Consider the following 26,471-nt stretch of genomic DNA (forward strand, 5'->3'; position numbering starts at 1 on the left):
TCGGCTGAGAACGGCAGATTTCCGCGGTTCAACAAGCGTCCGAAGTGGATTGTGCGACAGCTTGGTGCGACAAGCAAGTGCGTCAGTTTGGAAGGTCTGCTTTGCGCCCATTCCAGTCGCTCTGGGTCGATTCTGCGCAACCCGAAAGCAGCCGCTTGTTCAGCTGAGGTCCCAATCTTAATCTCGACCTTGGCGGATTGCTTCCGGCGCAAGCTGCTGAGGGTCAAGTCAGATCGGCACCTGACGGCCGGAGCTATCTCGCAGAGGCGCGACCTTCAAAGAAGTTAAAGCGGGTGCGGCTTGCACAACGGAGTTGCCAAGCCATGGACCGTGATTCCTATCTGGAAGAACGACTCGATCTTGATCTTCGGCACTCACAGTTTTAAGAGGAGCAGGCGGACCGGGCCCCTCTGGCGTGGCGCTCCTCTGGCGAGATGAAGCCAGGCGGCGCCTGCGTGATGTCGGACCGCATCGGAATATCCGATGTGTGGCCCCTCGCGTGACCCCTCGAACCCGTGCGTGGCGGCTCCCTCGGCTCTTCCGATCGGTTCATCAGCTGAACGAGGAGGAACTGACCAATGACAGCACGAATGTCCCGCCTTCTGGAAACGCACCAGCGGATCGACCAGGCCCTGCGCGAGGAGCAGCGTCGCCGCCGGCCCGATCCTACCCGGACCAGCCAACTCAAGAAGCTGAAGCTGCGGGTCAAGGACATTCTCTACCGGATGACCCGGACCAGCGCGCAGGTCTGACCTAAGAATAAACACGGGAAGGGGCCGGGGGCACCGCCCTCAGCCCCTTCTTCTTGCCAACAGGGATGGATGAACGATGCCCGAATTTCTGATGTATGAATGGCTGACCAAGCCCTTGTGGCTATGGTTCAGCTTCCTTGCCATCGTGATAGTGCTGCTGGCGTTTGACCTTGGCGTGCTGCACCGCAAGACCAAGGAGATCGAGGTTCGCGAGAGCCTGATCCTGTCGGCGCTCTACATCGGCCTCGGAGTGCTTTTCTCGGGCTTCGTCTGGTGGGCCTTTGAAGGCGAGCGCGCGGGGGCGAGCGCGGCCGAAGCGGCTACCATGCTGAGCGGCTGGGAAGCGGCCAAGCTCTACCTCACCGGCTTCGTCGTGGAGAAGAGTTTGGCGATGGACAACGTCTTCGTCATCGCGATGATCTTCACCTATTTCGCGGTGCCGCGCATGTATCAGCACCGCGTGCTCTTCTGGGGCATCCTTGGCGTGATCGTGCTGCGCGGCATCATGATCGGCCTCGGCGCGACTCTGATCAGCCAATATGGCTGGGTGCTCTATATCTTTGCGGTGTTCCTGATCCTGACGGGCATCAAGATGTGGATGACGGCCGAGCAGGAGTATGACGTATCCTCCAGTCCGGTGCTGAAGTTCATCCGCCGCCGCTTCAACGTCACGGACGAGCTTCACGGCGAGAAGTTCTGGGTGAAGAAGCCGGATCCCAAGACCGGCAAGCTGGCCTGGTTCATGACCCCGCTGTTCCTGGCTCTGATCATGGTCGAGATCGTCGACGTCGTGTTTGCGGTCGACTCGGTGCCGGCGATCTTTGCGATCACCACTGACCCGTTCATCGTCTACACGTCGAACATCTTTGCCATCCTTGGCCTTCGCGCGTTGTATTTCGCGCTGGCGGCGCTGGTGCACCGATTCCATTATCTGAAATACGCGCTGGCCCTGCTGCTGGTGTTCATTGGCTCCAAGATCTTCCTCGCCGACCTGCTTGGCATGGAAGGCGGCAAGTTCCCAGCCAACTGGAGCCTCGGGATCACCTTCGCCATCCTTTTTGGTGGCATTGCTTACTCGCTTTGGAAGACCCGACACGAAGGTGCTTCTATGCGCGATGTGAGCGATCCGATGTAAACTACGCTAGCGTCCGAAGAGGTCGCAAGACGATGACTGAGCTTATGCCCGGAGTGACTCGCTTCCAGGCATAAGCTCGGTGCTCGCTGAATGTCCGCTCGCGAGAATTGAGCCCTTGAACCAGACCTTCCGCTTGCGGCCAATCGCGGACATCCGGCCGCGGTCTGCTTTGCGCCCTTATCGGACGTTCAGGTCGGTCTTGCTCTCACCCGAAAACGGACTTGGTCCGAGCCCAGCCATCAACGGTGCAAGCGAGACAGTCATGTCAAAGGCAGAATGCCGATTCATTCAGACTATGTGACTTGACACGTAACCTGTTACATACTCTGGTGTGTTGGTGAGTGATGACTTTATCCAGTCACTAGGCAAGGCCTTTCTCGCGCACCGGCTGCGCAGGTCATCCGAGCTGATCCTGCAGCAAAGTGGCGCTGAATTGCGAAGCAAGCGGCTGAATGTGCCTCCTCGCGGCGCTTCAATGCTTCTTCTCATTGATGAAGCAGGACCCATCGGAGTTGCGGAGATCGCGAGGCGATTGCGCCTGTCACATCCCCTGATCGTCCGCATGGCGCAGGCCTTTGTCGAAGCCGACCTGATTGAGGTCACAAAGGACCCGGGCGACGGTCGGCGCAAGCAGCTCATTGTGACCGGTCGGGGCCAGACCGAGGCCACGGTTCTTCGCGACCTCAACAGCAAGCTGGCGACCGCTTTCGACCAATTGTTCGCTGAACTTGGCTGCGACCTGATCGAGATCCTGAACCAACTCGATGCCGCGCTCACTGCCCAACCACTCAGCGTCAGGCTCTCACAACTGCTGGAGTAAGAAGATGCCGCGTAACGTCTTGGCACTGTCTATTGTCCCCCTGCTCATCCTGGCTGCGCATGGCTCGCCAACGCGGGCGCAGGCCCCGGTTCCAGCAGCCTCGGCAGCCCCGATGACCGCGAGCAGTCGCAAGGTCGTGCTTGACGGAGTCATCGAGCGGATCACCACCAATTACGTATTCGAGGAGAAGGCGTCGGCCCTCGCCAAGGCTCTTCGGCGTAAGGGTGCGTCCCGCGAGTTTGCCGCGATCACTGACCCCGAGGCCTTTGCCACCGCCATCAATGCCGTGATCAGGGCCGAGGCGAACGACGCGCATCTCCGCCTGATCTGGTCTCCGGAGCCGCTCCCACCGATGGCCGGGCCGGAGCGTCCCGATCCCGCTCTCCTCGCACGCGAGTTGGCGCTGTTCGCGCGCAACAACTACGAGATACCCAAGGCGGAGGTGCTCGGCGGCAACATCGGCTACCTGAAGATGAACATGTTCGCGCCGGCGCAGTTTGGCGGGCCGACCCTCACGGCAGCCATGGCCTTCCTGCAGCATACGGACGCGATGATCGTCGACCTTCGGGACAATGGCGGCGGCGACCCCGGCATGGTCGCCCTGGCGGTCAGCTACTTCGTCCCGCCCGACACGAAGATCAACGGCTTTCGTCGGCGCGGGCAGGCCCAGGTCGATCAGATCTGGACCCTGCCCTATGTCCCCGGCGGACGCTGGAGCATCGACAAGCCGGTCTACGTCCTGACGAGCAAGCGAACAGGCTCCGGGGCGGAAGAATTCGCCTACGACCTGCAGCAGTTGAAGCGCGCGACGATCGTCGGAGAACCGACCTGGGGCGGCGCCAACCCCGGCGACATCTTTCCGATCGATCAGCACTTCGCCATATTCGTGCCCACGGGCGCAGCGGTGAACCCGATCTCCAAGACAAGTTGGGAAGGCAAGGGCGTTCAGCCCGATGTTGCCGTCAACCCGGTTACTGCGCTGGAATCTGCTCGGCGCATAGCGCTCGAGAAGCTGATTGCTACCGCCTCCCCGGACCGGGCCGCCGAGTTGCGCAGCCTCATCAACGGTGGCCCTGCCCGCTGACTTCAGAGCCGTCGCTTCAACGACAAGGGTCACTCGCCATGCTCGCCCCGCGACGAACTGCCCTCGCGATCTCCGCTTGCGCCACTCTTCTCTGCGGCTGCCGCCCATATGGTTGCGACACGGACCGATGCGTGGAACAGGCAACCTACAACAGGTCGAAGCAATGCCATATCGCATACGAGGCTGGCGTGCAGGTGCGAGGTGATTCTCGCAGTCGCACCCACATCAGGGGGGATGCGAGTGTCTTGCAGAGCCAGGCCCTTAGCGAATTGAACGTGGCGCTGAAACAGGGTCGCAGGCTTGGCATGGATCGCGAGGCCATCTACCGCGACCTGGAGCGCGAGCGCCTTGCCTACCTTCGTCCATTCGCGTCGGGAACGGCGACATCGGCGCGATACGACATGTTGGTTGAGAACATCTCTCGATGCGAAGATGGGGAAGATCTCTGACGGTCTATCTGAGCGACAAGGGAAAGGGAGTGGATCGACCAACCCACCGGCAGTTTCGTGCCTGACGGCATCTGTGCACGCCGCGACGGGCGAAACCGGCGCCTGCATTTGCAACATATCGTCCGAAAGCAGCCCTTCTGCATCCGGCCACAAACGGACATGGTGAAGAAGCTGCTTATGGCTTAGCTGCGCAGTTCGGAAGGGCAAGGCGTCACTGGCCAGAACAGCTCAGCGGGAATCTGCTCTATTTCCACGATCGGCTGAGAACGTTAGATTTCCGCAGTTCAGGATGCGTCCGTAAGTAACTGTGCGACAGCCAGATGTGACAATCAAGTGTGGCGAATTTATACGAGCGCTTGGCTGACCGCAGAAAACCGATGGGCTGCCTGACTGTGCTATCTTGAGGGAGCAGCAGCAGCACGGACGGCTGGCTGCACTGCGGCTCTAACTTCGTCGTAGACTGCAATGCCAGAACCAATCCCGGCTTCGATGCTGATCGCCACCGCGAAGGGCACTCGATCGTCAAGGGCTCCAGCCTGCGCGCGGCACGCAACGCGAAGCTTCAACATCCCTCCGTCCAGGAAAGCCACCGCACTCTCTCCCTCGTAGATTCCGTGTGACAGCGTTCCACGATTGACCGCGAAATGCGTTGGCTGACCCGAAAGCCGTTCGACTGCCAGCGAGAACGCCTTGTCGCCCGCCGGTAGTAACTCCAAGGTCGCCGAGCGATACTGCTGGTGGCGCGCATGTACAGGGGTCAGCCAAGCCAAGGTCATGGTCAGTCGACGAAGCTCGGTCGACCCCTCGATTGATGGCGGGAGCGGGATATCGAACTCGTCTTGAGTGTCTTGCTCGAGGTCGCCGTAAGTGAAGAGGGTTGCGCGCTCCGCAGCACAATCCAAGACGCGGTCAATCTCCGGCCGGCCGTAGCCTAAGAATCGTGAGATGTTGTCGCGGTGTCGTTGCCAGTCTCGGCCAGCAGGACCAAACGCGCCATCCAGCTTTTCTCCAGCTTCGCCCCAGGTCGCGCCATGAACCAGTAGCGCTTTGAGGAGCACCGCCGCATGGCTGCGAGGGATGTCATAGCCGGCCTCAAGCAGCGAGTCATAAATTCGCGCTGCCGACCGGGTCAGGAGCGCGGTAGCGTTGCTCGTCCCGACCGTGCGACGCTGCATATCGAGCCTACCTGTCGCGCCGGTGTCTGGCGCCGCCGATAATTGCCCGGCGAAGGCGCCACCCCCATCCACCGCGAGCCAGACATGGCCTTCATCTTCCGACGCTCGAACGAGTTCGCGCCCGCCATCGAACAGCAAATCCGGCTTCACTGTCTGCCGGAAACCCAGCCCAACCCCTGAACTTACATTGGGAAGGCCACCATTTGGAAATGGGTCCTTTAGGTGGAAGGGATCCGCGGCCGCCGCGAATTCGTCGGCGTGCCATGCGCCAACAGCAATCGCGTTCAATCCTTCTGCTGGCGAGAGGAGCGTTCTCGCGGACTTCTCAGAATTGAGGGCCTTGATTATAGTTGCTTCGCGCGCCTCAGGCGTAGCTGCCGCCCACTCCGCCGTTGTCGCGATCTCTCGAATGGGCAACCAGCCTCGCACGTTTCCGGCGCTGATGAGGAACAACACGCGGTAGCGAAAGGAAAGCCAGTCCATCAGTCGCGCCCATGGACTTATTCTTCCCGAGAATGGACGGTTCAGATCACCCAGGGACAAGTTAATCACGCTGACGCTTGGCGCGGAAGCAGGCTCACCTCCGTCGCCCTCGAGCAGTCGGCGAACAGCGAGATAAACCACATCGAGCGGCAGCCGGTCGGGCGGCGTCGTCTCAGCGTTGCTCGCGGCGTCAAAGATCATGATGGGGCGAACGTAGAGCGGCCGTCCGAGCGGCGGCTCTCCTGCCTGCAGATCGCCATGAATGATGAGGGACGCCATGCTTGTCCCGTGCGATCGCTTCGCCGCAGGCGTGCGAGCCGCATAATCGTCGGGATCATCCAGCATTAGGCGGCCGGCCAAACGTTGATGATTGGCGACCGGCACGCCATCGAGCAACGCCGCAATGGGGTCGCCCGAGGGCGCAGGGGCGCCTTCAGCCTCCGAAACTTCGCCGTCCTGCTCCGGCTCGGCGATGGCGGCAACGGACTGCGGCCGCAGATACATGATGTCGTCGATGCGAGCGAGCGTAACGTGAGGGTTGTTGATCAACTCCTGCACGCGCTGAGGCGGGAGATCGACCAAGATGCCGTGATAGCGGATAGGCTCAATTACCGCGGCCGTCACGACCTTCCCGTCCAGCTCGGCGAGCTGTCTCTCGATGTTTGCGACCGCGCTGGCCCGCCGCTCGGCTCGTTCGTGGAACCACACTTCGACCTCAAATCGAACTGGATCGTCCGGTCGATCGGCGATGCGATCCTTCCAGTAGGCCAGGGTCTCCGGCAGGACTCGGTCCTGCGGACCCCAGGCGCGCAGATCGCTGAGCATATCGAACAGCGTGCGCCAAGGCGCGAAGCCGTAGGGCATGTCCTGACCCTGCCGGTAACGGTCCCATAGTCGCAGGATTTGCCGCAGCGCCTGCATGTCTGGCATCGCCATGTAAAGGCGCCCGCCGACCGGCTTGTCGGTGCGGACCTGCTCGCCCTGCTTGGTCGCAAGCGTGTGGAAGTCGTCGGACGGCGGAATGTCTGCATCGTCCTCGAGCAGGAACTCGAGCCCTGCGATGCGACCGACCTGGCTGTAGAAATCGCCAAGGGAGCCGGCGACCTCGAAGACGAGCGCCCGCTCCGGCGCGATTCCATCGGGATCAGCGCGCAAAGTCATACTCGCCTGCGCTGCGCTCTGCGTTGCGACGTTCCTCAGGCGATCGAATCGCGGGCCGAGCCGTTGCGACTGACGACCGAAGCCCGGCTTCGCGATCTTTGCGTTCGGGTCTACCGGGACAGGAGCACGCTTCTCGCGCTCATTACGGGTCGCCTCAGGTATCTGAAGGAGGGGTCTCTCCGCCACGTTTCTCGCTCTTCTTCTTGCCCGGTGCGCTTACGCGGGATCTCCAAACCCTCAGCTCGTGCTCGACGATCTCGTTCGGGCGACCTTCCCCCAATGACAAGATGAAGCGACGAAGGATGTTGGTGCAGAAGTCCTCGACTTCCGCGAGGCTGGATCCACGCAGGGCACGCGCCAGCTGATCCGGCGACCGTCCGAGATTGCCCGGCAAAGGACGGGCCTGAAAATACATGCTGATGAAATTTGCGATCTGGCGCTCATCTGGGGCCGGTAAATCAAGCCGCAGCTGAAAGCGTCGCCACGCTGCACGGTCGAGCAACTCGGCGTGGTTCGTAGCCGCCGCGATGATTGTCCAGCTCGGCAGATCATCCATCTGCAAAAGAAGCGAGCTGACAACACGCTTGATTTCGCCCGTCTCATGTATGTCGCCCCGCTCTTTTCCAACGACATCGAACTCGTCGAAGAATAGGACGCTTGGTGTCGTGCGCGCGAAATCGAATACACGACGAAGTCTGCTTGCCGTTTCACCGAGGAAGCTGCCGATCACAGCCTCGTAACGAACAGTCAAAAGTGGAACGCTCAGCGCTTCAGCGATCGCTTCCGCCAACGACGTCTTCCCGTTTCCGGGCGGTCCGGCGAGAAGAATGCGATGGCGTGGCTCCAGACCATGCGACCTAAGAACATCGGCGCGTCGCTGCTCCTCTATGAGCTGTTCGCACGCGTCGCGAGTCACGGTCGGGAGCAGCAGGTCAGAGAGACGACGCTGCGGAACCCGATCAACGAAAAGGTCGCGTGTTGATGGTCCTCGCTGCGTCGGTTCCATCGGCGAGCTTGAGGTCGGGGTAGTGCCGTTTGAGTGTGTGCGGAGGGCTGCAGTCAGCCGATCAGCCAGAATGGTGTGCCGCTTGGAGCGCTCGTCAGCGATTAACGCCTCAGCGGAAGTGCGCGCCAGATGACGGTCACCAGTCGCACCAGCTTTAACCAAGGCAACGATCAAATCGCTTCGAGCCATGCGCTTCTTCTTGTTCCCCGGCTTCCTCGGCTCTTCAGGCATATCGATATTTTGTGGCCCTGCCCCGGCATAATTGGGCCCGAGAAGGTCCAAATCTCACTCCGCTCGCTGGTCTTGGCGCCGCCCTTTGCTGCGCATGCCTCCGACGATGACGATCGCAGGTGAATACCCTTTGGGACGTCGGTTGCTACAATCTGCGATCCCGGCGGCGTTAGCAAGCGAAGTCGTCGCAGTATGTTGCTGCGCAGCGCTCAGATATGCCGGAAGCGACTTTAAGAGCGCTGATGCAACCTCGACTTGCCACTTAAGGCATACAGACCGCATAGTGTCGCTAGTGAGCGTCACCCCCGAAGCACTTGCCCGTCGCGTCATCGATCAGCAACTGGCAGCCGCCGGATGGTTGGTGCAGGATAGGGCGGCCATGAACCGGACCGCCGCTTTGGGAGTGGCAGTTCGCGAGTATCCGCTGTCGAGCGGCCCCTGCGATTACCTCCTATTCGTGGCTGGCAAAGCTTGTGGGGTCATCGAAGCAAAGGCTGCTGGAGCCACCCTGTCGGGAGTGGCGGAGCAGGCCCGGGGGTATCAAGCCTCACCGGAGCAGCCATTGACTAGGTGGAGCGATCCATTTCGCTTCGACTATGAAGCGTCCAGCACCGAGATCCTGTTTTCCGACCGTGTCGATCCGCTGCACCGATCCCGCCGAGTCTTCTCATTTCACCAGCCCGAGACCCTCCATGAGTGGCTGAAGTCGGGCTCGTCGCTGCGGGCCCGGCTCGCGAACCTGCCGCAGCTGATCATGGACGGGCTCCGCGACTGCCAGGTGGAGGCGATTACCGGCATCGAGGAATCGCTGGCTGCCGACCGGCCACGCGCCTTTGTCCGCATGGCCACCGGCGCCGGCAAGACCTTCACAGCTGCGACGCTGTCCTACCGTTTGCTCGCCCATGCCGATGCAAAGCGCATCCTGTTCCTGGTCGACCGGAATAACCTCGGCCGGCAGACTCTGAAGGAGTTCCAGACTTACCGTCCCCCAGAGACCGGCCGTCTGTTTACCGAACTCTACAACGTTCAGCGGCTCGGCTCAGCCGGCCTAGATCCGCCAGCAAAGGTGGTCATCTCCACCATCCAGCGCCTGTTTGCTCAGCTCACCGGCACAGAGCTGTCGGAGGAGGAAGAAGAGGCCAGCGATTTTGAGCGCGGATGGAATCCGCGGCCTCAACGAATTGAGTACAATTTTTCTATCCCGCCGGAAGCCTTCGACATCGTCATAGTCGACGAATGCCATCGCTCCATTTACGGCAACTGGCGCCAGCTCCTGGACTATTTCGATGCCCAGATCGTCGGCCTGACCGCTACGCCGACGGTCCAGACAGCGGCCTTCTTCAACGAGAACATCGTCGCCGACTACCCATACGAGCGGTCGGTCGCTGACGGGGTGAACGTGCCCTTCGAGATCTTCCGCATTCGCACCCAGATTGGCGAGCATGGCGGGCGGGTCGAGGCCGGCTATACCGTCCCCGTCCGCGATCGCCACACCCGGGCGCAGGAGTTCCGGCTGCTCGACGACGACCTGGTCTATGCGCCCCAGGACCTCGACCGAAGCGTCATTGCCCGCAATCAGATCCGGACGGTGCTCGAGACCTATCGCGACACGCTGTTCACTGAGCTTTTTCCCGGGCGCACAGAGGTGCCGAAGACCTTGATCTTCGCCAAGGACGACCACCATGCCGAAGAGATTGTCGAGATCGCCCGCGAGGTGTTCGACCAGGGGAACGACTTCGCCAAGAAAATCACCTACCGGGTTGGGGCGGGTTATGCGGAGCAGCTGATCAACGCGTTCCGGAATTCCTACAATCCCCGCATCGCCGTCACGGTCGACATGATCGCCACCGGCACCGACGTGAAGGCCATCGAGGCGCTGATCTTCCTCCGGGATGTCCGCTCGGCCGTCTACTTCGAGCAGATGCGGGGCCGCGGCGTGCGGACGATCGACCCGGCAACGCTTGCGACCATCACGCCAGGTGCCGGGGTGAAGGACCGCTTCGTGCTGGTCGACGCCGTCGGCGTGACGGACAGCCTGAAGGTTCAGGCCGTGCCGCTCGACCGCGAACATGGCGTGGCGTTCGAGAAACTGCTGGAGCAGATCGCCAGCGGCCGCAGCGACGAGGATGCCGTCGCCACTCTGGCCGGGCGCCTTGCTCGACTGGACCGCAAGCTCGACCCGGCCGCCCGCGCCAAGGTGGAAGCGGTCGCGGGCAAGCCGCTCAGCGCACTCGCCGGTGAGCTGGTCGAAGCCATGGACGCCGACGCGATCATCTCCGAGGCCGAAACCCGCAACGGCCCGCGGCCAACCGCCGAGCAAATCGAGGCCGTCGCCGCCGAACGCCGGGAAGCGGCGCTGTCGGCCTACAACAACCCCGACCTCCGACGCGTGCTGATCGAGGTGAAGAAGGCGTCGGAGGTCATCATCGACGACATCAGCCGGGACGTGACCACCTCCTCGGCGTGGGACGAGGGACATGCCACGACCATGACGGCGGACTTCGCCCGCTTCCTGGACGAGCATCGTGACCAGCTCACAGCCCTGCGCATCCTCTACGGCTTGCCGGCGGCGACCAAGCGTTTGACCTACGCCAGTCTTGAGGAGCTGCGCGACGCCATGCTCCAGCCGCCATGGCTCCTGGAGCCGCTCGCCATTTGGAGCGCCTATCGCCGGCTGCAGGGCGACAAGGTGCGGGCCAATCCGGCAAAAACCCTGACCGACATCGTCGCGCTGGTGCGGTTTGCCATCGGCAAGGCGGAGACGCTGGCGCCGCTCTCGTCCGACATGGCCGGCCGCTTCAATCTGTGGCTCGGCCGCGAGCAGCGGGCGGGGCGGCACTACACGCAGGAGCAGCTCGGCTGGCTGGAAGCCATCCGCGACTATCTCGCCGCCAACATCGAGGTGACCACCGCCGACCTCCAGGACCAATTCGAGGGCAGGGGCGGTATCATCGGCGCACGGCGGGCTTTCGGCCAGCGCCTCGAGCCGCTACTCGACGAGCTTCAGGACGCATTGGTGGCGTAAGCGGGGGACGGGTGAAGGCGAAGCGTTTGGCGGCGAGTGGGCCGATTGAAGGTCCGTGGACGCTGCCGGGCGGCTGGCGATGGGAGCGGCTGGGCGACCTAGTTGAACGTTGTCCCGAAAAGGTCCTTCCCTCTGCTGGCGGCGATCTGCCTTTCGTAGGCATGGACAGCATCCCGTCCGGCGAGATGCGGGTAACCCAGACAGTGCCCTTTGCGAGCCTTCGAAGCGCGGGCAACAAATTCCGGCCTGCTGATGTGCTCTACGGACGCCTAAGACCGTATCTCAACAAGGTCTGGCGAGCGGATCGGCATGGGGCCTGCTCGGGTGAGTTGTTGGTATTGCGGGCCGGACATGAGCTCGACTCCGATTACTTAGCTTACGCCCTGCACGCCCACCACTTCGTCCATTATGCCTCCCATGCCGTTACCGGGGACCGACCTCGCCTCGACTTCGCTGTCATGGCCGAATTCCCGCTCCCGGTGCCCCCGCTTGAGGTGCAGCGGCGCATCGTTGCCCGCATCGACGAACTCTTCGCCGAGATCGACGATGGCGAGGCAGCGCTGGCGCGGGCGCGGGAGGATCTGACGACTTGGCGCAAGGCGCTGCTGAAGGCCGCTGTCACCGGCGAACTCACCGCCGAGTGGCGACGCACGATCAGCGCAGGGGAGAGCGGTGCACAGCTAATCGGCCGACTGCTAGAACAGCGAACCCAGCGATGGACAGCCGATCACAGGAATGCGGGCAAGCGTTACGCGCAACCCACTCAGCCTGATCTGTTCGGAACACCAGCCTTACCGGAAGGCTGGACCTGGGCCAGCATCGAGCAGCTGACCACCGGCGGCATTCGAAACGGCCTCTCCTTGAAAGAGACGGCCAGCCCCTCGCCGGTAAAGGGACTTCGGCTAGACGCCCTCCAAGGCGACCAGGTGGATTGGTCTCGGTTCCGGTTCCTTCCAATTGAGCTGGAGGACGCCCGACCGTATCTGCTCCGCCGAGGTGACCTCCTGATCTCTCGCGCTAACGGGTCACAGCATCTTGTCGGGCGATGCACCCTTGTCGATCGGGACACTGACGACACGATCTTCCCCGACACGGCGATCAGATATCCCTTGGTTGGCGACGCTCGTTTGCAAGCATGGGCGACGATCGTGTGGTCTGCGCCTCAGACGCGAGCTCGCCTCTTGAAACGGGCGAAAACCACGGCAGGGATTCTGAAGGTCTCGCAGGCTGACATTGCGAGTGTGCCCTTGCCGATCCCGCCGACATCCGAGATCGACCTCATCGTCGCGCTAGTCCAAGGGCAACTAGCCGAGGCGGAGGCCGGTGCCGATGATCTTCAGCACCTTGAGCCCACGCCGGCCAAGCTCCGCCAATCCATTCTGTCCGCCGCCTTCCGTGGAGAACTCACCGCATGAACGAGCAGGCGCTCGTCGCCAAGGTTTGGAACTACGCCCATGTCCTCCGGGACGATGGCGTGTCCTATGGCGATTACCTCGGGCAGATCAGCTTCCTGCTTTTCCTGAAGATGGACAAGGAGCGGACCGAGGCTTTGGGCGAGGCCTCGGCCTTGCCGGCCGACGCCAACTGGGACGCGCTCGCTGGCAAGGCGGGCGAGGAGCTGGAACGGACCTACCGCCGCATTCTCGAAACCCTGTCCCGGCGCACGGACATCGTCGGCACTCTGTTTCTGAAGGCCGAGAACAAGATCGGCGACCCGGCCAAGCTGCAGCGGCTGGTGACGCTGATCGGGGCCGAGACCTGGATGGGCCTCAACGTCGACGTGAAGGGCACCATCTACGAGGGCCTGCTTGAGCGGAACGCCGGCGAGGTGAAGTCCGGCGCCGGCCAGTATTTTACTCCGCGGCCGCTGATCGAGGTTATCACCCAGCTGGTGGACCCAGAGCCCGAGCACACGGTGCATGATCCGGCGGTAGGAACCGGCGGCTTCCTGCTCGCGGCTTACGAGCACATGAAGGCCAAGCCTGCGGCACGAGACCGGAAGGTCGCCAAGGCTCTCCGCGAGGAGAAACTTTCGGGCACCGATATTGTCGCCGAAGTCGTCCGCCTCTGTGCCATGAACCTCTACCTGCACGGTATCGGCGGCGCGGTCTCGCCAGTGCGTCAGGCGGATGCGCTGCTGGACCGGGGCGACCAGTCTTTCGACGTCATCTTGACCAACCCGCCGTTCGGCAAGCGCCAGTCCTTCCGCATCGTCCGCGAGGATGGTGGGATCGACAGCGAGCGGCAGGACTATGTCCGTGACGACTTCACCGTCACCACGGGCAACAAGCAGCTGAATTTTCTACAGCACATTATGTCGATCCTGAAGGTCGGCGGCAGCGCGGCCGTGGTCATGCCGGACAACGTTCTGTTCGAGGGCGGCGCTGGCGAGGCCCTTCGCAAGCGGCTGCTGGAGGAGTTTGACTTCCACACCCTGCTGCGGCTGCCGACCGGCATCTTCTACAGCCAGGGCGTGAAGGCCAACGTCCTGTTCTTTGATCGGGTGGCGCCCGGCAGCGGGATCGGCACCCGCGAGCTATGGGTCTACGACCTGCGCACAAACCAGCGCTTCACCCTGCGCGAGCGGCCGCTGAAGCGGTCGGATCTGGACGAATTCGTCGCCTGCTATGGCGACAAGCGGAAGCGGCTCGAGCGTCAGGAGACCGATCGCTTCCGCCGGTTCGAATACGAAGAGCTGGCGAAGCGGGACAAGCTGAACCTCGATATCTTCTGGCTAAAGGACGCCAGCGCCACCGACCCGGACAGCCTCCCACCGCCGGCTGAGCTGGCGGCGGAGATTGTCGACAGCCTTGAGACCGCGCTGCAGATGTTTCGGTCGGTGGCGGGGAAGTTGGCCTAAGGTCCTAACGATTCAGCTGTAACAAGGTCTCCAGCCACGGACCCAGGGTGTTTGAAGATGAGGCCAGATCTGTCGAGAATTATCGTCGGAGGCAGTGCCGCGAACGATCATCAATGAGCCCCTAAGTCCGTCATGGTTTGCTGGATCAGGGCCATGAATACCCTGGAAATAACCGCTCGGGCCGAGGCTCTCAATTTCAGCCGGATGGTGTCGGCCAACCAACAGATAGAGCCAGAACCTCGTGAGATGCTCCTGCGGAACTTCTCCCAGTCCGACCTTGGTTGTAAAGTGCCGGATGGCCTTCAGCGCCAGCTCCACTGAACCCTTTCCTGTCTCGCTGAGGTCCTGAAGTCGATCGACCTCGGCAGGCGTCATGCATGCTTCCACCCCAAGATGCCGAAGCTTTTTGTATGGTGGTAGCCACTCTGGCTTCGGTCTTGAGAAGATGCTGCCCTCACCTGGTCGCTGGAGAAGGACGTAGGGCCCGCGCGGAACTTCGATGCGATACCAATCCATTGTTGTTGCTGTTACGCCATCGGTGGAACGACTTTCGCGTTCCCACATCGGCAGATGTTCGACGCCCGGTGCCGCAAGGCTAATGACTCCCCCCATCGTGCTATTGAATTCGTCTGGCGCCATTAGCACTTCGTCAGCGAGGAAAGCTTTCAGCTCCGCTCGGGACGGCGCCTTGAGAGCAGGTGGCTCAACCACGAGGGGTGTGGACACGTCGATGAGGAAAGCGGACTGGATGGGGCGAGAGAGTTTCCCTTCGGCCAGACAGCGTTCTGCATAGATCGGGTCAAGGAGGCGCCAAGGATTGTCGGCCATCTCGCGGCGCGGGTCCTTGGCATGCCACCTCAAAAGGTCGGCATGGATCTCCAATTGGGACCGCGACTGTTGATCCCAATGCCACTTACTCGCTCCAAACTCGTGAAGGATCTCAATCGCGCGGAGAGTTTCAGGGAACACTCCGGTGACGTCCTTTTCTGCCTTGGCTGTCCTCGATGCGCATCTCGCCTCCTCGATGCGACTTGCGAAAATCTTGGCTTGTTGAATGGCAAGAAGGCCGGTCATGGCTTCCGCAATTAGAGGGCCATACTTTTTCTCCAATTTTGCGACCGCCTTATTGGCGGCTCTTTCAGCGGTGAGGAGCGGCGTCGAACTGTCCAATGGATGAAGCTGCCGATTGACGGCCGTCGCCCGAGTCTCTTCATCCACCGTATCAGCGCTGGCCGCTTGCATCATCAACTCGACAGCTTTCAATTGTGATTTGAATTCCGCGAAAGCGTTCTCGACCACATCAAAGGCATCCATCTCGAACTCTCCTGGCAAAACTTCCCAGTGTATAGGATGAGATGTTCGCTGCCCGGTAGGGCGATCTGCTGCGCGAGGATCGGCGCCAGAGAAAGTACTGGATAGCTAATCTTCACCCGGGCGGATCTGGTCGGGTGAGGCGCAATACCGCAGAAACAACGCAGGGCGATTGTTTCTGCTTGCGGATTTCCGTTCGGAAATCAGAGCCCGCTGGAGCGGGGGTTCCGCGGAATGAAATTCCCCGGGCGGTCCATTGTCATGGCCCGTGGCGGGCTTCGCCCTTTCGCTCCTGCCTGTCGGCAGGACGCGGTTTGTTGCTCTCATTCAGTCCTGACGTCCTGATTGAGCCTGGTAGGTGAACCGACGTGTGTCCTGCTCGAGATAGATGCCGCCTGCTGGCAGGTGCTTCTCGGCTACCGAGGTAGCAAGCAAAGGAGCGCCGTCGCGAACGGTGGCAATCAGTGTCTCATCCAGAAGAGCACCAAAGAGGTCGTCGCGTGAGCTTATTCTCGGGTCGGCGGCTAGCTGAGCACGGTCGTGAGCGGCCGCGCGGCCACGAAGGCGCTGGATGAGAGCCTGCTCCAGGGTTCCGGCATTCATCGGCACACCAACCCGCTGAAGTGCCGAGGGACATTCTTCCTCGACCTCGCGCCGCATCATCTCAACCAGCTTGTAGGCCTCAACCGCGGCCTCAAGTCGCCGCGGGTCCGTCCCCTCGGGCGCGGTGAAGCCGGTCTCCTGCACCTCACGAAGCTCCTCAGTCGACCGATGCGCCTGCCAGTAGACGCCCGCCCAGAAACGGCTTGCGGGCACCAGGGCGGCTCGGTCGACGTCACGCTGCTGGTAGGGCTCGATCGCACGAACCAGCTCGCGCTCGAGCGCATCCTGGAAGATCAGCCGCGCTTCGCTGGCGGTCAGATCCGTTCGGCCCTTATATACTAGCACCAACCCCTCCCATGCGACGGACAGCTGCGCCGCCCGTCGCCGGGCGGTCAGCGGGTCCGAGGTCCCCAGACTGATGGTTATAGGTTGAGATTGCCGAAACGGCACAGGCAGTCGGCGGCGGTAGGAGTAACGGGCGCCGCGGCGGCGCAGGTAGGAGGCATGGGACATGGGTCGGCCTTTCGGCTGCCGTCCCGATGATCCATGCTGCGGCGGACGAATGGCGCCGGCCCGAGTCAAACTGCCACTTTGATGCGACAGTCTGGTGCTACAGTCCGGCACCCCGCGGGGGTGCACCGGGACGCAGCAAAGGCGGATTTCTGCTGATCTTGGCCGAAAGTGGAGCGGGTAGCGGGAATCGAACCCGCGCGTTCAGCTTGGGAAGCTGACAGGCTACCATTACATCATACCCGCGTCGCGGTGCGGGAGGGCGATTGCCACAGGGCCGCCACCCCATCAAGCCAGAAAGAAGAAAGGCGCCGCTCCGCGGATGCGGAGCGACGCCCTTCGTCTGGCCCGAAGCCTGCGCTTAGAAGCCGATGCTCAGCGTGGCCGAGAAGGTCCGCGGCGCACCGATCTGGACGAACGGCGGGTTGCCGTAGACACCCGAGGTGGCGTTGACCGTCTGGCTGAGGTTGCCGCCGAACCCACCGACGTAGGTCTCGTCGAACAGGTTGTAGATGTTCAGCTGGACATAGGTCTTCGGCCCGATGAACTTGCCCATGTCGATGCGGGCGTCCGCATTGACGAGCCAGTATGCGGGAGCCTTGGCACCGTAGATCTGCGTCACGCCCGAAGGAACGTCCACGTCGCCGCTGAAGATCGGTAGGTTGTTGTCATAGACGTAGCGCGGTCCGGTGCGCTTGGCGGTGACGCCGAGCTGCACGATGCCGAGCTGACCGACCGCCGACGCGCCATAAGTGTAGGTCGGCGTGCCGGCCTCGCGCTTGCCGGCCGTGAACGCGCAATTGCGCAGCAGGGTGGCGTTGGTGGTGCCGGTCGGCGGGCTGCCGCAGTCGAAGGTCGAACCGCCGCCGAGCTGCAGATCGTCCTGGATCTCCGACTTGTTCCACGACCCGAAGGTGTAGAGCGTCAGCTGCGAGATGGGCGAGAAGGCGACGGAGCCGTCGATGCCCCACTTGTTCACGCGGCCGAGGTTCCGGTAGACCGTCGCGTTCAGTTCCGGATCATAGGCCGAGGCCAGGCGATCCGTGAAGCGCGTATACCACACGCCGAGCTGCGCCTGCACCTGCCGGCTGCGATAGCGAACACCGGCATCGAAGGTGTCGGTCAGCTCGGGCCGCGGCTTGGCGCCATCCGTCCCCACCGGGAAGAAGAAGGCGTTGTAGAGGTTGTCCGTGCCCGGAACCGAGATGCCCTTGGCGTAGCTGACGAACGTGCTGAGACGCGGCGTCAGGTCATACAGCAGGCCGACGTTCGGGAGGACCTTGCTGTACTTGAGGACGCGGCGCTGGGCCGGCTGCCAGTTCGGGTTCAACGTGGCGGCGGTGGTGAGGGTCGCCGCGCTCGAGCATTCGACGAAACCGCTGGCCGAGCTGGTCAGGCAGTTCTGCTGGAGGTCGCGCTCGAAGAAGGGAGCACGGACGCCGGCATTGACCGTCAGCTGCCCGAATTCGCCACGATACTCACCCGCGATCTGGTTGAGCGTGGCATAGGACTGGCGATCGCGCTTCTGGAGCACGAGGCCGCCCGCGCCCGCCACCGGATCGTTGACCGGGAACACGTCATTCGGCTCGCCGTCCACGCCCACGAAGCCGACTTCGCCGGTCTGGCGGTGGTTGGCACGGTCGTAGGTGTAGCTGAGGCGGAGCGTATGCGCTTGGTTGATGTCCCAGCGCAGGCCCGAGATCACGCCATAGCGACGCGTGCGGGTCTGGCTCGGGGCGACCACGGTGACCTGGTCGAGCAGATCGCCGTCACCGTTGAGGTCGCGGCCGAAGAAGGGGTTGCCGCCGAAGTAGCCGAACGCGCAGGTCACGGTCGCGCTGTTTGCCGCAGTCGAGCAGTTCGCACGCGACGGCTCGGTGCCGCCAGCGGTAGCCGGATTGAGGTCGTAGCCGAACTCGCGCGCAGTGGCGGTGCCGCCGCCGTTGGCCTTCACATACTGGAAGCTCGGGTCGACGGTGAGGGTCAGGCTCTCGGTCAGCGTGAAGCGCGAAGCGCCGCGGATGTTGCCCGTGTTCGACGGATTGTAACGGCGGTCGAATTCGGTGCCGCAGCTGTTGGTGGTGTCAGCCACGCCGGCCTGCGGGGTGTCGGTCGTGCACGGGAAGTTGATGTTGTATTGACGGTCGTCACTGCCCGCCGGGAAGCGGTTGGGAACGACGCGGCCGGCATCTTCACGCAGCTGGACCGAACCGAAGAAGTTGTTGCGGTTCTCGTTGTAGTGGCCCGAGATGCTGACGAAATCGCCGTTGTTGCCGATCGGCTGGTAGATGCGGGCGTTGTACTGCTGCTTGTCGACGCGGCCGTAGTTGTTGAACGGATTGTCGTTCTTGGCGGTCGACGCCGAGATGAAGGCGCGGGTTCCGAACGGCCCGATCTCGCCGGTGTCGACGACGCCGAAGAAGCGACGGAAGCTGTATTCGCCGACCGAAGCCACGCCCTGCGCGCTGAAGGTGCGGCTGGGCAGGCGGGTGCGATAGTTGACGGTGCCGCCGACGGCCGAAGCGGTCGGCGAGTCGACGTCGGTGGTGCCGAGGTTGACGTTGACCTGCTCGATCAGCTCGGGGTCGAGCTGCTGGTTCGAGTAGATGGCATAGTTGCCGCTGTCGTTGAGCGGGATGCCGTCGAAGGTCAGGCTGATGCGGCTGGAGTCGAAGCCGCGGATGTTGAGCGTTCCGCCCGACGAACCGTAGGCGTCGTTGTTCTGGAAGCTGACGCCCGGCACCAGATTGATGGTGTCGAGGATGGTCTGGCCCGGATTGGAGCGGCTGATCGCTTCTTGGGTGAGCGCAACCTTCGGCTTGCTGGTATCGGGGGTCTGGACGCCGCCCACTTCCTGGGTGCGCGTGCCGGTGACGATGATGGCTTCTTCTTCGAAGTCGACCGAACCGGTCGACTGGGCAAAGGCTGTCGTCGGCGCAAAGATGGCAGCCGAGGTGCAGAGCAGGAATAGCTTCTTCACGTGGGTGTCCCCGATGATGGTGTGAGTGACTGACGCGTGTTCGTGCAGTTCACCGGGGCCGCTAGGGCGAGATTAAGACAGGAAAGTGACGCCCGATCCCGGACATCACCTTTCGCTCAAGCTCTGTTGTTGCGATGCAACATGTGCCGGTCGCCACCCCCGCGACTCGGGCGGCCTCACAGCAGTTTAACGTGTCATTTTCAAGTGACCTTCCCGTCCATCCGCCGTCCGAGCCGCACGAACAGGAGGATGAGTGGCGGGACGAACACAATCGACAGCACGACCTTCGACAGCATCTGGCCGCCGAGCAGCGCGGCGATCGGGAAGACACCGTAGAAGGCGACGGTGATGAAGATGAGCGTGTCGACGATCTGGCTCAGCACAGAGGCGACGGCCGAGCGCACCCACAGCAGCTTCGACCCTTCGCGGCCCTTCAGCGCGGTGAAGATGGTGACGTTCAGCACCTGGCTGGTGCCATAGGCGACGATGCCGGCCAGCCAGATGCGGATGTTCGACGCCATGATCGTCTCGAATGCGCCAAGCCGCTCCGGCTCCATCTTGGCCGAGGCGGGCAGGGCAAGGACCAGCAGCGTCAGCGCCGCGGACATCAGCAGCGGCACGAAGCCCCAGACCACCAGCTTGTTGGCGATCGAGCGCCCGTGGAGCTCGGCGATCGCGCTCGACGTCACGACCAGCAGCAGGAAGGCGAAGATGCCCGCCTCCACCGCCAGCGGCCCAAGCGCCACCTGCTTGTTGCCCAGCACCCCGGCGATGCAGACCATGCCGCCGTAGAAGATGCCGAAGCCGAACAGGGACGGGGCGATGAGGCGGCTTGTCGCCACGGTGTCGTTGCTCATGGAGCGGGAGGGGTAACGGTTCGGAGGCAAAGTGCAACCGGCCGCACTTGTCGGGGCAGGGTGCCATGGCCACCTCCTGCCTTTTCCCCGGCGGCGAGGAGCCAAGCATGAAGACCAGCGGCAACACCATTCTCCTTACCGGCGGTGGCTCGGGCATCGGCCAGGCGCTCGCGCGGCGATGGCACGATGCCGGCAATCGGGTGGTGGTTGCCGGCCGGCGAACGGATGCGTTGGAAGAAACGGCGGCGGGGCGTCCCGGCATCCATGTCGAGCGGCTCGACGTCGACGATGTCGACGGCCTCCGCGCCAATGTCGCTGCCATCCTCCGCCGTCACCCGACCATCAACGTGCTGGTGAACAATGCCGGAATCATGCGCTTCGAGCGACTGGACCGTGCGCGCGACCTCGCCGATGCCGAGGCGACGATCGCCACCAACCTGCTTGGGCCGATCCGGCTCACCGACGCCCTGGTCGAGCATCTGTCGGCCCAGCCCGAGGCGGCCATCGTCAACGTCACTTCCGGCCTCGCCTTCGTTCCGCTGATGTCGACCCCGACCTACAGCGCCACCAAGGCCGCCATCCACAGCTACACGGTCTCGCTCCGCGAGGCCCTGCGCGGCCGAATCGAGGTGATCGAGCTGGCGCCGCCCGGAGTCCAGACGGACCTCACGCCGGGCCAGTCGACGCGTCCTGGCTACCAGCCGCTGGACGATTTCGCCGATGAGGTCATGGCCCTGTTCGCACGGCAGCCCACCCCCGAGGAGATACTGGTCAGGAACGTGCAGGGCTTCCGCCACGCCGAGCGCGACGGAAAGTTCGAGGATGCCTTCGCCATGCTCAGCGAGCGGGCGCGCGAAACCCTCTCGACATTGCCCTGATGGGGCGCGGAGCGGGCGGGCGAAGGTTGACCAACCCCCGCGCCGTCCCTAACCGCCCGCCCTCGTGAGTTCCGCGCCCCATGCCACCGACATCCTCGCCATGGGCGACGCGCTGGTCGACGTCATCGCCACCTGCGACGACGACTTCCTGACCCGCTTCGACCTGCCCAAGGGCGCGATGCAATTGCTCGACGCCGCACAGGCGCTGGCGCTCTACGACGCGATGGGCACGGCCCGCGAGACGAGCGGCGGATCGGCCGCCAACAGCATGGCCGGCGCGGCGGCGATGGGAGCGGACGTCGCCTTCCTCGGCCAGATCGCCACCGACCAGCTCGGCACCATCTTCACCCACGACATGCGTGCACTGGGTGTCAAGTTCGACACGCCGCCGCTGACCGACGGTCCGCCAACCGGCCGCTGCCTGATCCTCGTCACCGCGGACGGCGAGCGGACGATGAACACCTGTCCCGGCGCGGCCCACTGCCTGCCGCCCTCGGCGGTCGACGAAGCGGCCGTTCGCGCCGCCTCCATCCTCTATCTCGAAGGCTATCTGTTCGGCCCCGAGCTGCCCCGCGCCGCAATGTTCAAGGCGATCGACATCGCCCACGCCGCCGACCGGACCGTCGCCTTTACTCTTTCCGAAAGCGTCTGCCTCCCAGGCCGCAAGGAGCCGCTCCAGCAATTGATCGCCGGCGGCGGAATCGATCTCATCTTCGCCAACGAGAGCGAGGCGCTGCAGCTCGCCGGCGCGGCCGACCTCGACGAGGCGATCCGCCGCCTGTCGCAACAGGTGAAGACCCTTGTCTTCACTCGCGGCCCCGCCGGCGCGCTCGCCTTCGAGGGCGGCGTCATGACCGAAGTCCCGGCCATCGGCGTCGGCCAGGTGGTCGACACCACTGGCGCCGGCGACCTGTTTGCCGCCGGCTTCCTCGCCGCCCGCTGCAAGGGTCACCCGATTGACCGCCAGCTGATGACCGGCGGAATCGCGGCGGCCGAGATCATCAGCCACTTCGGCGCCCGCCCGGTCGCCGACCTCGCCGAACTGGTGAAGCTGTGAGCGGCGGCGGCCCCTATACCGACAGGCCGGGCCCGCTCCCGGCCGACCTCGTCCCGCAGCCGGGCGCCCGGCCGATCCGCCGGATCGCCGTCTATTGCGGAAGCGCACCCGGCAATGATCCCCGCTTCGCCGAGGCGGCCGTCGCGCTGATCGAGGAGATGGCGAGCCGCGGTATCGACCTCGTCTATGGCGGCGGCAAGCTCGGCCTGATGGGCCTGATCGCCGACACGATGCTCGAGCGCGGCGGCAAGGTCCTCGGGGTCATCCCCGCCGCCCTCGTCGACAAGGAAGTGGCGCACCTCGGTCTCACCGAACTGCACCAGGTCGCCGGCATGCACGAGCGCAAGGCGAAGATGACCGAGCTGTGCGACGCCTTCGTCTGCCTGCCGGGCGGTATCGGCACCCTGGACGAAATGTTTGAAGCCTGGACATGGAACGCGCTCGGCTATCACGCCCAGCCCTTCTGCCTGCTCAACGTCGACGGCTTCTGGGACGGACTCGCCACCTTCATGGACCATGTGTCCGCCAGCGGCTTCCTCAGCCAGGCGCGCCGCGACCAGTTGCTGATGGCCGCTACCCCGGCCGAAGCCATCGACAGGCTGGACGAAGCAGCGCGAAACGCTACGCAGGGCATGGTCTGGTGAACGCCGGGGGGCGGGGAAGAAGTTAGCCATGAATCACTGGTTCGGTCTGTTCGGCGTCGCCGCCATCCTGCTCGTCGCCTTTCTCTTTTCCAGCGACAAAAAGGCGATCCGCCCGCGCGTGATCCTCGCCGCCTTCGCTCTTCAGGCGGGAATCGCGTTCCTTGTCCTGTGGACTCCCTGGGGCCGGGCCGGGATCGAGGGCATGGCGCGCGGCGTCGTGCTCCTCCTCGGCTATGCCGACGAGGGCACCGCCTTCCTGTTCGGACCCAAGGACAGGAACCCGTTCGCCAATACCTTCGTGATCGGCGCGCTGCCGGTCATCATCTTCTTCGCCGCGTTGGTCTCCATCCTCTATTATGTCGGCATCATGCAGCGGCTGGTCCGCTGGCTCGGCGGAGCGATCGGCTGGATCACCGGGGTGAGCAAGGTCGAAGCGCTGGGAAGCGCCGCCAACATCTTCGTCGGCCAATCGGAAAGCCCGCTCGTGGTCCGGCCCTATCTTGCCGGGCTGACGCCGCAGCAGCTGTTCACGCTGATGGTGGTCGGCATGGCCGGGGTCGCCGGTACCATCCTCGCCGCCTACGTCTCCCTCTTCCCCGAAGCCCTTCGGCCGACCATCCTCCCGTTCATCCTCGCCGCCGCCTTCATGAGCGCGCCGGGCGGCATCCTCATGGCCAAGATCATGATGCCCGACCCACGTGAACCCGTCGCCGCGCCAACCGAAGGCGAAGCCGTGGCCGCCGCCGGTCCGCCCGCCGAGACGGTCGAGATCGCCGAGACCTTCGAGGAAGGCGAGAAGCCCGCCAACATCATCATGGCCGCCGCCCAGGGTGCACAAACCGGCGTCAAGCTGGCGGTCGCTGTTGGTGCCATGGTGCTGGCCTTCGTTGCGCTTGTCGCGCTCGCCAACGGCATCCTCGGCGGGATCGGTAGCCGCGTTGGCCTCGACGGGCTGAGCTTCCAGCAGCTGGTCGGCTATGTCTTCCAGCCAATCATGTTCCTGATCGGGGTGCCGTGGACCGAGGCAGGGGTTGCCGGAGGCCTGTTCGGGACCAAGATCGTCCTCAACGAGTTTGTCGCCTTCATCGAGCTCGGCAATGCGACCGGCGCCGCCGCCGCCCTGACCGAGCGCAGCCGCGCCATCGTCACCTTCGCGCTGTGCGGCTTCGCCAATTTCTCGTCCATCGCCATCCAGATGGCGGTGACGGGGGGCCTGGCGCCGAACCAGCGCCCGGTCATTGCCCGCCTCGGCCTCAAGGCCCTGCTGGCGGGCAGCCTCGCCAACCTGATGAGCGCCGCACTCGCCGGGATCATGCTGCCCTGACTGGCGACAGCCCCGCTGCGGTGCGGCGCGGGCTGGCGGAAGCTTGATCTCAATCATTTGCGGCAGCCCGCGCGACGCACTAAAGCGCCCGCATGAGCACCGACCTCCTCACCCCCGACAAGATCGCCTCCGTCTCGCTGAAGGAAGCGGCCGCCGACGCCGACGCCTTCGCCCAGCATATCGGGCAGAGCTTCGAGGAATATGGCTTCGCCGTCCTCGCCGATCATGGCATTCCCGATGACCTGATTGCGCGGGCCGAGGAGAAGGCCAAGGACTTCTTCGCGCTGCCGGAGGAAACGAAGCGCAAATACGCGCTCGGGGCCGGCGGCGCGCGCGGCTACACGCCGTTCGGGATCGAAACCGCCAAGGGCGCCAAGGCGCACGACCTTAAGGAATTCTGGCACGTCGGACGCGAACTCGCCGCTGGCCACAAGTTCCGCGACGTCATGGCCGACAATGTCTGGCCGGACGAGGTTCCGGGCTTCAAGGAAACCTTCCTCGAGCTGTTCGACACCTTCGACCGCACGGGGATCACCGTGCTGAAGGCGATTGCCCGCTACCTCGGCATCGACGAGGATTATTTCACCGACACCGTGCGCGACGGCAATTCGGTCCTGCGCCTGCTTCACTATCCGCCGCAGAAGGAAGCCACCGGCGAGCATATCCGTGCCGGCGCGCATGAGGACATCAACACCATCACTCTGCTGCTCGGCGCCGAGGAAGCGGGGCTGGAGCTCCAGACCAGGGACGGCCGCTGGATCCCGGTCAGCCCCAAGCCCGGCGAACTGGTCATCAACATCGGCGACATGCTGCAGCGCCTGACCAACGGCAAGCTCCGCTCGACCCCGCACCGGGTGGTCAACCCGGCCCCCGACCGCGCGTCCAACGCCCGCTATTCCATGCCCTTCTTCCTCCACTTCCGCCCCGACTACATGATCGAGGCGCTGCCCGGCACCGTGCCGGCGGGGGAGGAGCCCAAATGGCCGCCGATTAGCAGCCACGACTATCTCCTGGAGCGCCTGCGCGAGATCAAGCTCGCCTGACCTGGCCGGGAACCTGCGGACACGATGCGACCCGAGGCCCCGACGCGCGTTCGGTACGGGAGAGCAACATTGCTCGACCGGCCGAAAGGATCGCCAGCATGCGCACCAACTATCTGCTCGCGGTGGTCGCCAGCGCCCTTGCCCTGAGCGGCTGCGTCGCCAGCATCGCCGCCGGCGCGATCGGTGCCGCCGCGCGGGGTAGCCAGCAAGGGCGCAACGTCTACTACAATGACGAAGCGGTGAAGCTCGCCGCCGCAACCGCCTGCCGAGCCCAGGCCGCGCCCTATGGCACCGTCGCCATTATCGACATCGAACAGCGCAGCCCGACCAAGGCCACCGTCTGGGGCACCGCCACCGGCTCGACCGAACGCCGCTCGTTCGAATGCCGCTTCGATCGCAAGGTCGTCGGCTTCAAGACGGCGAAGCTCTGAAATGGGCCTCACGACTGCCTGCGAGCGATTGCGGGCTTTTGTGCGCTCAGCCTCGCCACTTGCGATGTAGGATTCCGCCTGCTCAACTGACCGCAGCGTTTCGACGCTGCTCTTTCTCAGCGATGCAATCATTCCAGACGTCAGGTCGGGATCGCTACGGATACCCCGCCACCGGTGACCTTTGTGACCTTGTTCAGCTTCGTTAACGCGCGTCGGTGAGGTTCGCCGGGCCGAACCCGTGGGGGATGAGGGTGGAGAGGGTGAGGCGCTCGACCTTTTCTCCGTCGCCGCTGGCGCACAGGATGGTGAAGTCGCGGCCGGCGAGGTGGCTTGCCTCGAGCAGCGCCTGGCGGCAGCCGCCGCAGGGGGTGCAGACCTGCTCGCCTTCCAGCGCCTCGCCCGACCCGTCGCCGCCGGCTACCGCGATGGCGGCGATATGGCTGAGTCCGAACGCATGCTGGGCCGCGGTGAGGCCGCTCTGCTCGGCGCAGATGCCGAGGCGGTAACAGGCATTTTCCATGTTGGCACCGGTGACGAGCTGCCCCTCGTCCGAAAGGATGGCGCAGCCGACCGAGAAACCGGAATAAGGTGCATAGGCCTTGAGCGCGGCGTTGCGGGCGGCGGTGATCAGGTCGGCGTCGGTCATGGGCGC

The 26,471-nt window shown here is 63.7% G+C and carries 21 protein-coding genes and 1 tRNA gene; 14 read left to right on the top strand and 8 right to left on the bottom strand.

Features of this window, described 5'->3' with window-relative positions; translation table 11 throughout:
* Positions 1–590 precede the first annotated feature (590 nt).
* The 5 genes from JOY29_RS00585 (at position 591) to JOY29_RS00605 (ending at position 4,240) form a co-directional block, all read left to right on the top strand.
* Positions 591–752, top strand: a complete 162-nt coding sequence (locus JOY29_RS00585; protein WP_300974261.1) for a DUF465 domain-containing protein — start codon at positions 591–593, stop codon at positions 750–752.
* Positions 753–828: 76 nt separating this feature from the next.
* Positions 829–1,887 carry a TerC family protein gene (locus JOY29_RS00590; RefSeq protein WP_300974263.1) on the top strand — a complete coding sequence of 353 codons (1,059 nt, stop codon included), beginning with the start codon at positions 829–831 and terminating at the stop codon, positions 1,885–1,887.
* A 337-nt stretch (positions 1,888–2,224) separates the two neighbouring features.
* Positions 2,225–2,707, top strand: coding sequence for a MarR family transcriptional regulator (locus tag JOY29_RS00595; protein ID WP_300974264.1), 483 nt, complete (start codon positions 2,225–2,227; stop codon positions 2,705–2,707).
* Between the two features lie 112 nt (positions 2,708–2,819).
* Positions 2,820–3,791 carry a S41 family peptidase gene (locus JOY29_RS00600; protein WP_300974265.1) on the top strand — a complete coding sequence of 324 codons (972 nt, stop codon included), beginning with the start codon at positions 2,820–2,822 and terminating at the stop codon, positions 3,789–3,791.
* 131 nt (positions 3,792–3,922) lie between these two features.
* Complete coding sequence (locus JOY29_RS00605; RefSeq protein WP_300974266.1) at positions 3,923–4,240, top strand: hypothetical protein; 318 nt, start codon at positions 3,923–3,925, stop codon at positions 4,238–4,240.
* A 395-nt stretch (positions 4,241–4,635) separates the two neighbouring features.
* Here JOY29_RS00605 and JOY29_RS00610 read toward each other — a convergent pair whose 3' ends face one another.
* A complete protein-coding gene (locus JOY29_RS00610) occupies positions 4,636–7,053 on the bottom strand; it encodes a S8 family peptidase (RefSeq protein WP_300974267.1) in 2,418 nt (805 codons plus the stop codon).
* A gap of 160 nt (positions 7,054–7,213) precedes the next feature.
* Complete coding sequence (locus JOY29_RS00615) at positions 7,214–8,347, bottom strand: AAA family ATPase (RefSeq protein ID WP_300974268.1); 1,134 nt, start codon at positions 8,345–8,347, stop codon at positions 7,214–7,216.
* A gap of 241 nt (positions 8,348–8,588) precedes the next feature.
* Between JOY29_RS00615 and JOY29_RS00620 the strand changes: the two genes are divergently transcribed.
* The 3 genes from JOY29_RS00620 to JOY29_RS00630 are packed head-to-tail and all read left to right on the top strand — an operon-like array spanning position 8,589 to position 14,181.
* Positions 8,589–11,321 (top strand): DEAD/DEAH box helicase family protein, encoded by a 2,733-nt coding sequence (locus tag JOY29_RS00620; RefSeq protein WP_300974269.1) that lies wholly within the window; start codon positions 8,589–8,591, stop codon positions 11,319–11,321.
* Between the two features lie 11 nt (positions 11,322–11,332).
* Complete coding sequence (locus JOY29_RS00625) at positions 11,333–12,736, top strand: restriction endonuclease subunit S (RefSeq protein WP_300974270.1); 1,404 nt, start codon at positions 11,333–11,335, stop codon at positions 12,734–12,736.
* Positions 12,733–14,181: a class I SAM-dependent DNA methyltransferase gene (locus tag JOY29_RS00630; protein ID WP_300974271.1), complete on the top strand. Its 1,449-nt coding sequence runs from the start codon at positions 12,733–12,735 to the stop codon at positions 14,179–14,181. Before JOY29_RS00625 ends, JOY29_RS00630 begins: the two co-directional genes overlap by 4 nt.
* A 12-nt stretch (positions 14,182–14,193) precedes the next feature.
* Here the strand turns inward: JOY29_RS00630 and JOY29_RS00635 are convergent, their stop codons facing one another.
* The 5 genes from JOY29_RS00635 to JOY29_RS00655 all read right to left on the bottom strand — a co-directional run bounded on the left by JOY29_RS00635 (position 14,194) and on the right by JOY29_RS00655 (position 20,442).
* Positions 14,194–15,495, bottom strand: coding sequence for a hypothetical protein (locus tag JOY29_RS00635; RefSeq protein WP_300974272.1), 1,302 nt, complete (start codon positions 15,493–15,495; stop codon positions 14,194–14,196).
* Between the two features lie 324 nt (positions 15,496–15,819).
* Entirely contained in the window at positions 15,820–16,608 is a 789-nt protein-coding gene (locus JOY29_RS00640) for a DUF6538 domain-containing protein (RefSeq protein WP_300974273.1), read from the bottom strand.
* A gap of 169 nt (positions 16,609–16,777) precedes the next feature.
* Positions 16,778–16,851: transfer RNA gene (locus JOY29_RS00645), tRNA-Gly, on the bottom strand.
* Between the two features lie 115 nt (positions 16,852–16,966).
* Positions 16,967–19,585 carry a TonB-dependent receptor gene (locus JOY29_RS00650; protein WP_300974274.1) on the bottom strand — a complete coding sequence of 873 codons (2,619 nt, stop codon included), beginning with the start codon at positions 19,583–19,585 and terminating at the stop codon, positions 16,967–16,969.
* 200 nt (positions 19,586–19,785) lie between these two features.
* Entirely contained in the window at positions 19,786–20,442 is a 657-nt protein-coding gene (locus JOY29_RS00655; RefSeq protein WP_300974275.1) for a queuosine precursor transporter, read from the bottom strand.
* Positions 20,443–20,549: 107 nt separating this feature from the next.
* Here JOY29_RS00655 and JOY29_RS00660 point away from each other — a divergent pair, with 107 nt between their 5' ends.
* From JOY29_RS00660 to JOY29_RS00685, 6 genes are all read left to right on the top strand, one after another.
* Entirely contained in the window at positions 20,550–21,320 is a 771-nt protein-coding gene (locus JOY29_RS00660; RefSeq protein WP_300974276.1) for an SDR family oxidoreductase, read from the top strand.
* Positions 21,321–21,384: 64 nt separating this feature from the next.
* Positions 21,385–22,377, top strand: a complete 993-nt coding sequence (locus JOY29_RS00665; protein ID WP_300974277.1) for an adenosine kinase — start codon at positions 21,385–21,387, stop codon at positions 22,375–22,377.
* Complete coding sequence (locus JOY29_RS00670; RefSeq protein ID WP_300974278.1) at positions 22,374–23,021, top strand: TIGR00730 family Rossman fold protein; 648 nt, start codon at positions 22,374–22,376, stop codon at positions 23,019–23,021. The genes JOY29_RS00665 and JOY29_RS00670 overlap by 4 nt, the downstream gene beginning before the upstream one ends.
* Before the next feature lie 28 nt (positions 23,022–23,049).
* Positions 23,050–24,345 (top strand): nucleoside transporter C-terminal domain-containing protein, encoded by a 1,296-nt coding sequence (locus tag JOY29_RS00675; protein WP_300974279.1) that lies wholly within the window; start codon positions 23,050–23,052, stop codon positions 24,343–24,345.
* 92 nt (positions 24,346–24,437) lie between these two features.
* Positions 24,438–25,388 carry a 2-oxoglutarate and iron-dependent oxygenase domain-containing protein gene (locus tag JOY29_RS00680; RefSeq protein WP_300974280.1) on the top strand — a complete coding sequence of 317 codons (951 nt, stop codon included), beginning with the start codon at positions 24,438–24,440 and terminating at the stop codon, positions 25,386–25,388.
* Positions 25,389–25,486: 98 nt separating this feature from the next.
* The gene (locus JOY29_RS00685) at positions 25,487–25,819 is read left to right on the top strand and encodes a hypothetical protein (protein ID WP_300974281.1); all 333 of its coding nucleotides are present in this window, start codon (positions 25,487–25,489) and stop codon (positions 25,817–25,819) included.
* 202 nt (positions 25,820–26,021) lie between these two features.
* On the opposite strand, the gene JOY29_RS00690 is transcribed toward JOY29_RS00685, so the two are convergent.
* A complete protein-coding gene (locus JOY29_RS00690) occupies positions 26,022–26,465 on the bottom strand; it encodes a cytidine deaminase (protein ID WP_300974282.1) in 444 nt (147 codons plus the stop codon).
* Between the last annotated feature and the right edge of the window lie 6 nt (positions 26,466–26,471).

The sequence above is a fragment of the Sphingomonas sp. LHG3406-1 genome (assembly GCF_029637485.1).
Taxonomy (GTDB): domain Bacteria; phylum Pseudomonadota; class Alphaproteobacteria; order Sphingomonadales; family Sphingomonadaceae; genus Sphingomicrobium.

Bases quoted from the DNA above. Each gene is read 5' to 3' on its own strand.
- JOY29_RS00675 (WP_300974279.1), top strand. From the start codon at position 23,050: ATGAATCACTGGTTCGGTCTGTTCGGCGTCGCCGCCATCCTGCTCGTC.
- JOY29_RS00630 (WP_300974271.1), top strand. From the start codon at position 12,733: ATGAACGAGCAGGCGCTCGTCGCCAAGGTTTGGAACTACGCCCATGTC.
- JOY29_RS00685 (WP_300974281.1), top strand. From the start codon at position 25,487: ATGCGCACCAACTATCTGCTCGCGGTGGTCGCCAGCGCCCTTGCCCTG.
- JOY29_RS00655 (WP_300974275.1), bottom strand. From the start codon at position 20,442: ATGAGCAACGACACCGTGGCGACAAGCCGCCTCATCGCCCCGTCCCTG.
- JOY29_RS00585 (WP_300974261.1), top strand. From the start codon at position 591: ATGTCCCGCCTTCTGGAAACGCACCAGCGGATCGACCAGGCCCTGCGC.
- JOY29_RS00690 (WP_300974282.1), bottom strand. From the start codon at position 26,465: ATGACCGACGCCGACCTGATCACCGCCGCCCGCAACGCCGCGCTCAAG.
- JOY29_RS00660 (WP_300974276.1), top strand. From the start codon at position 20,550: ATGAAGACCAGCGGCAACACCATTCTCCTTACCGGCGGTGGCTCGGGC.
- JOY29_RS00590 (WP_300974263.1), top strand. From the start codon at position 829: ATGCCCGAATTTCTGATGTATGAATGGCTGACCAAGCCCTTGTGGCTA.
- JOY29_RS00600 (WP_300974265.1), top strand. From the start codon at position 2,820: ATGACCGCGAGCAGTCGCAAGGTCGTGCTTGACGGAGTCATCGAGCGG.
- JOY29_RS00640 (WP_300974273.1), bottom strand. From the start codon at position 16,608: ATGTCCCATGCCTCCTACCTGCGCCGCCGCGGCGCCCGTTACTCCTAC.
- JOY29_RS00680 (WP_300974280.1), top strand. From the start codon at position 24,438: ATGAGCACCGACCTCCTCACCCCCGACAAGATCGCCTCCGTCTCGCTG.
- JOY29_RS00635 (WP_300974272.1), bottom strand. From the start codon at position 15,495: ATGGATGCCTTTGATGTGGTCGAGAACGCTTTCGCGGAATTCAAATCA.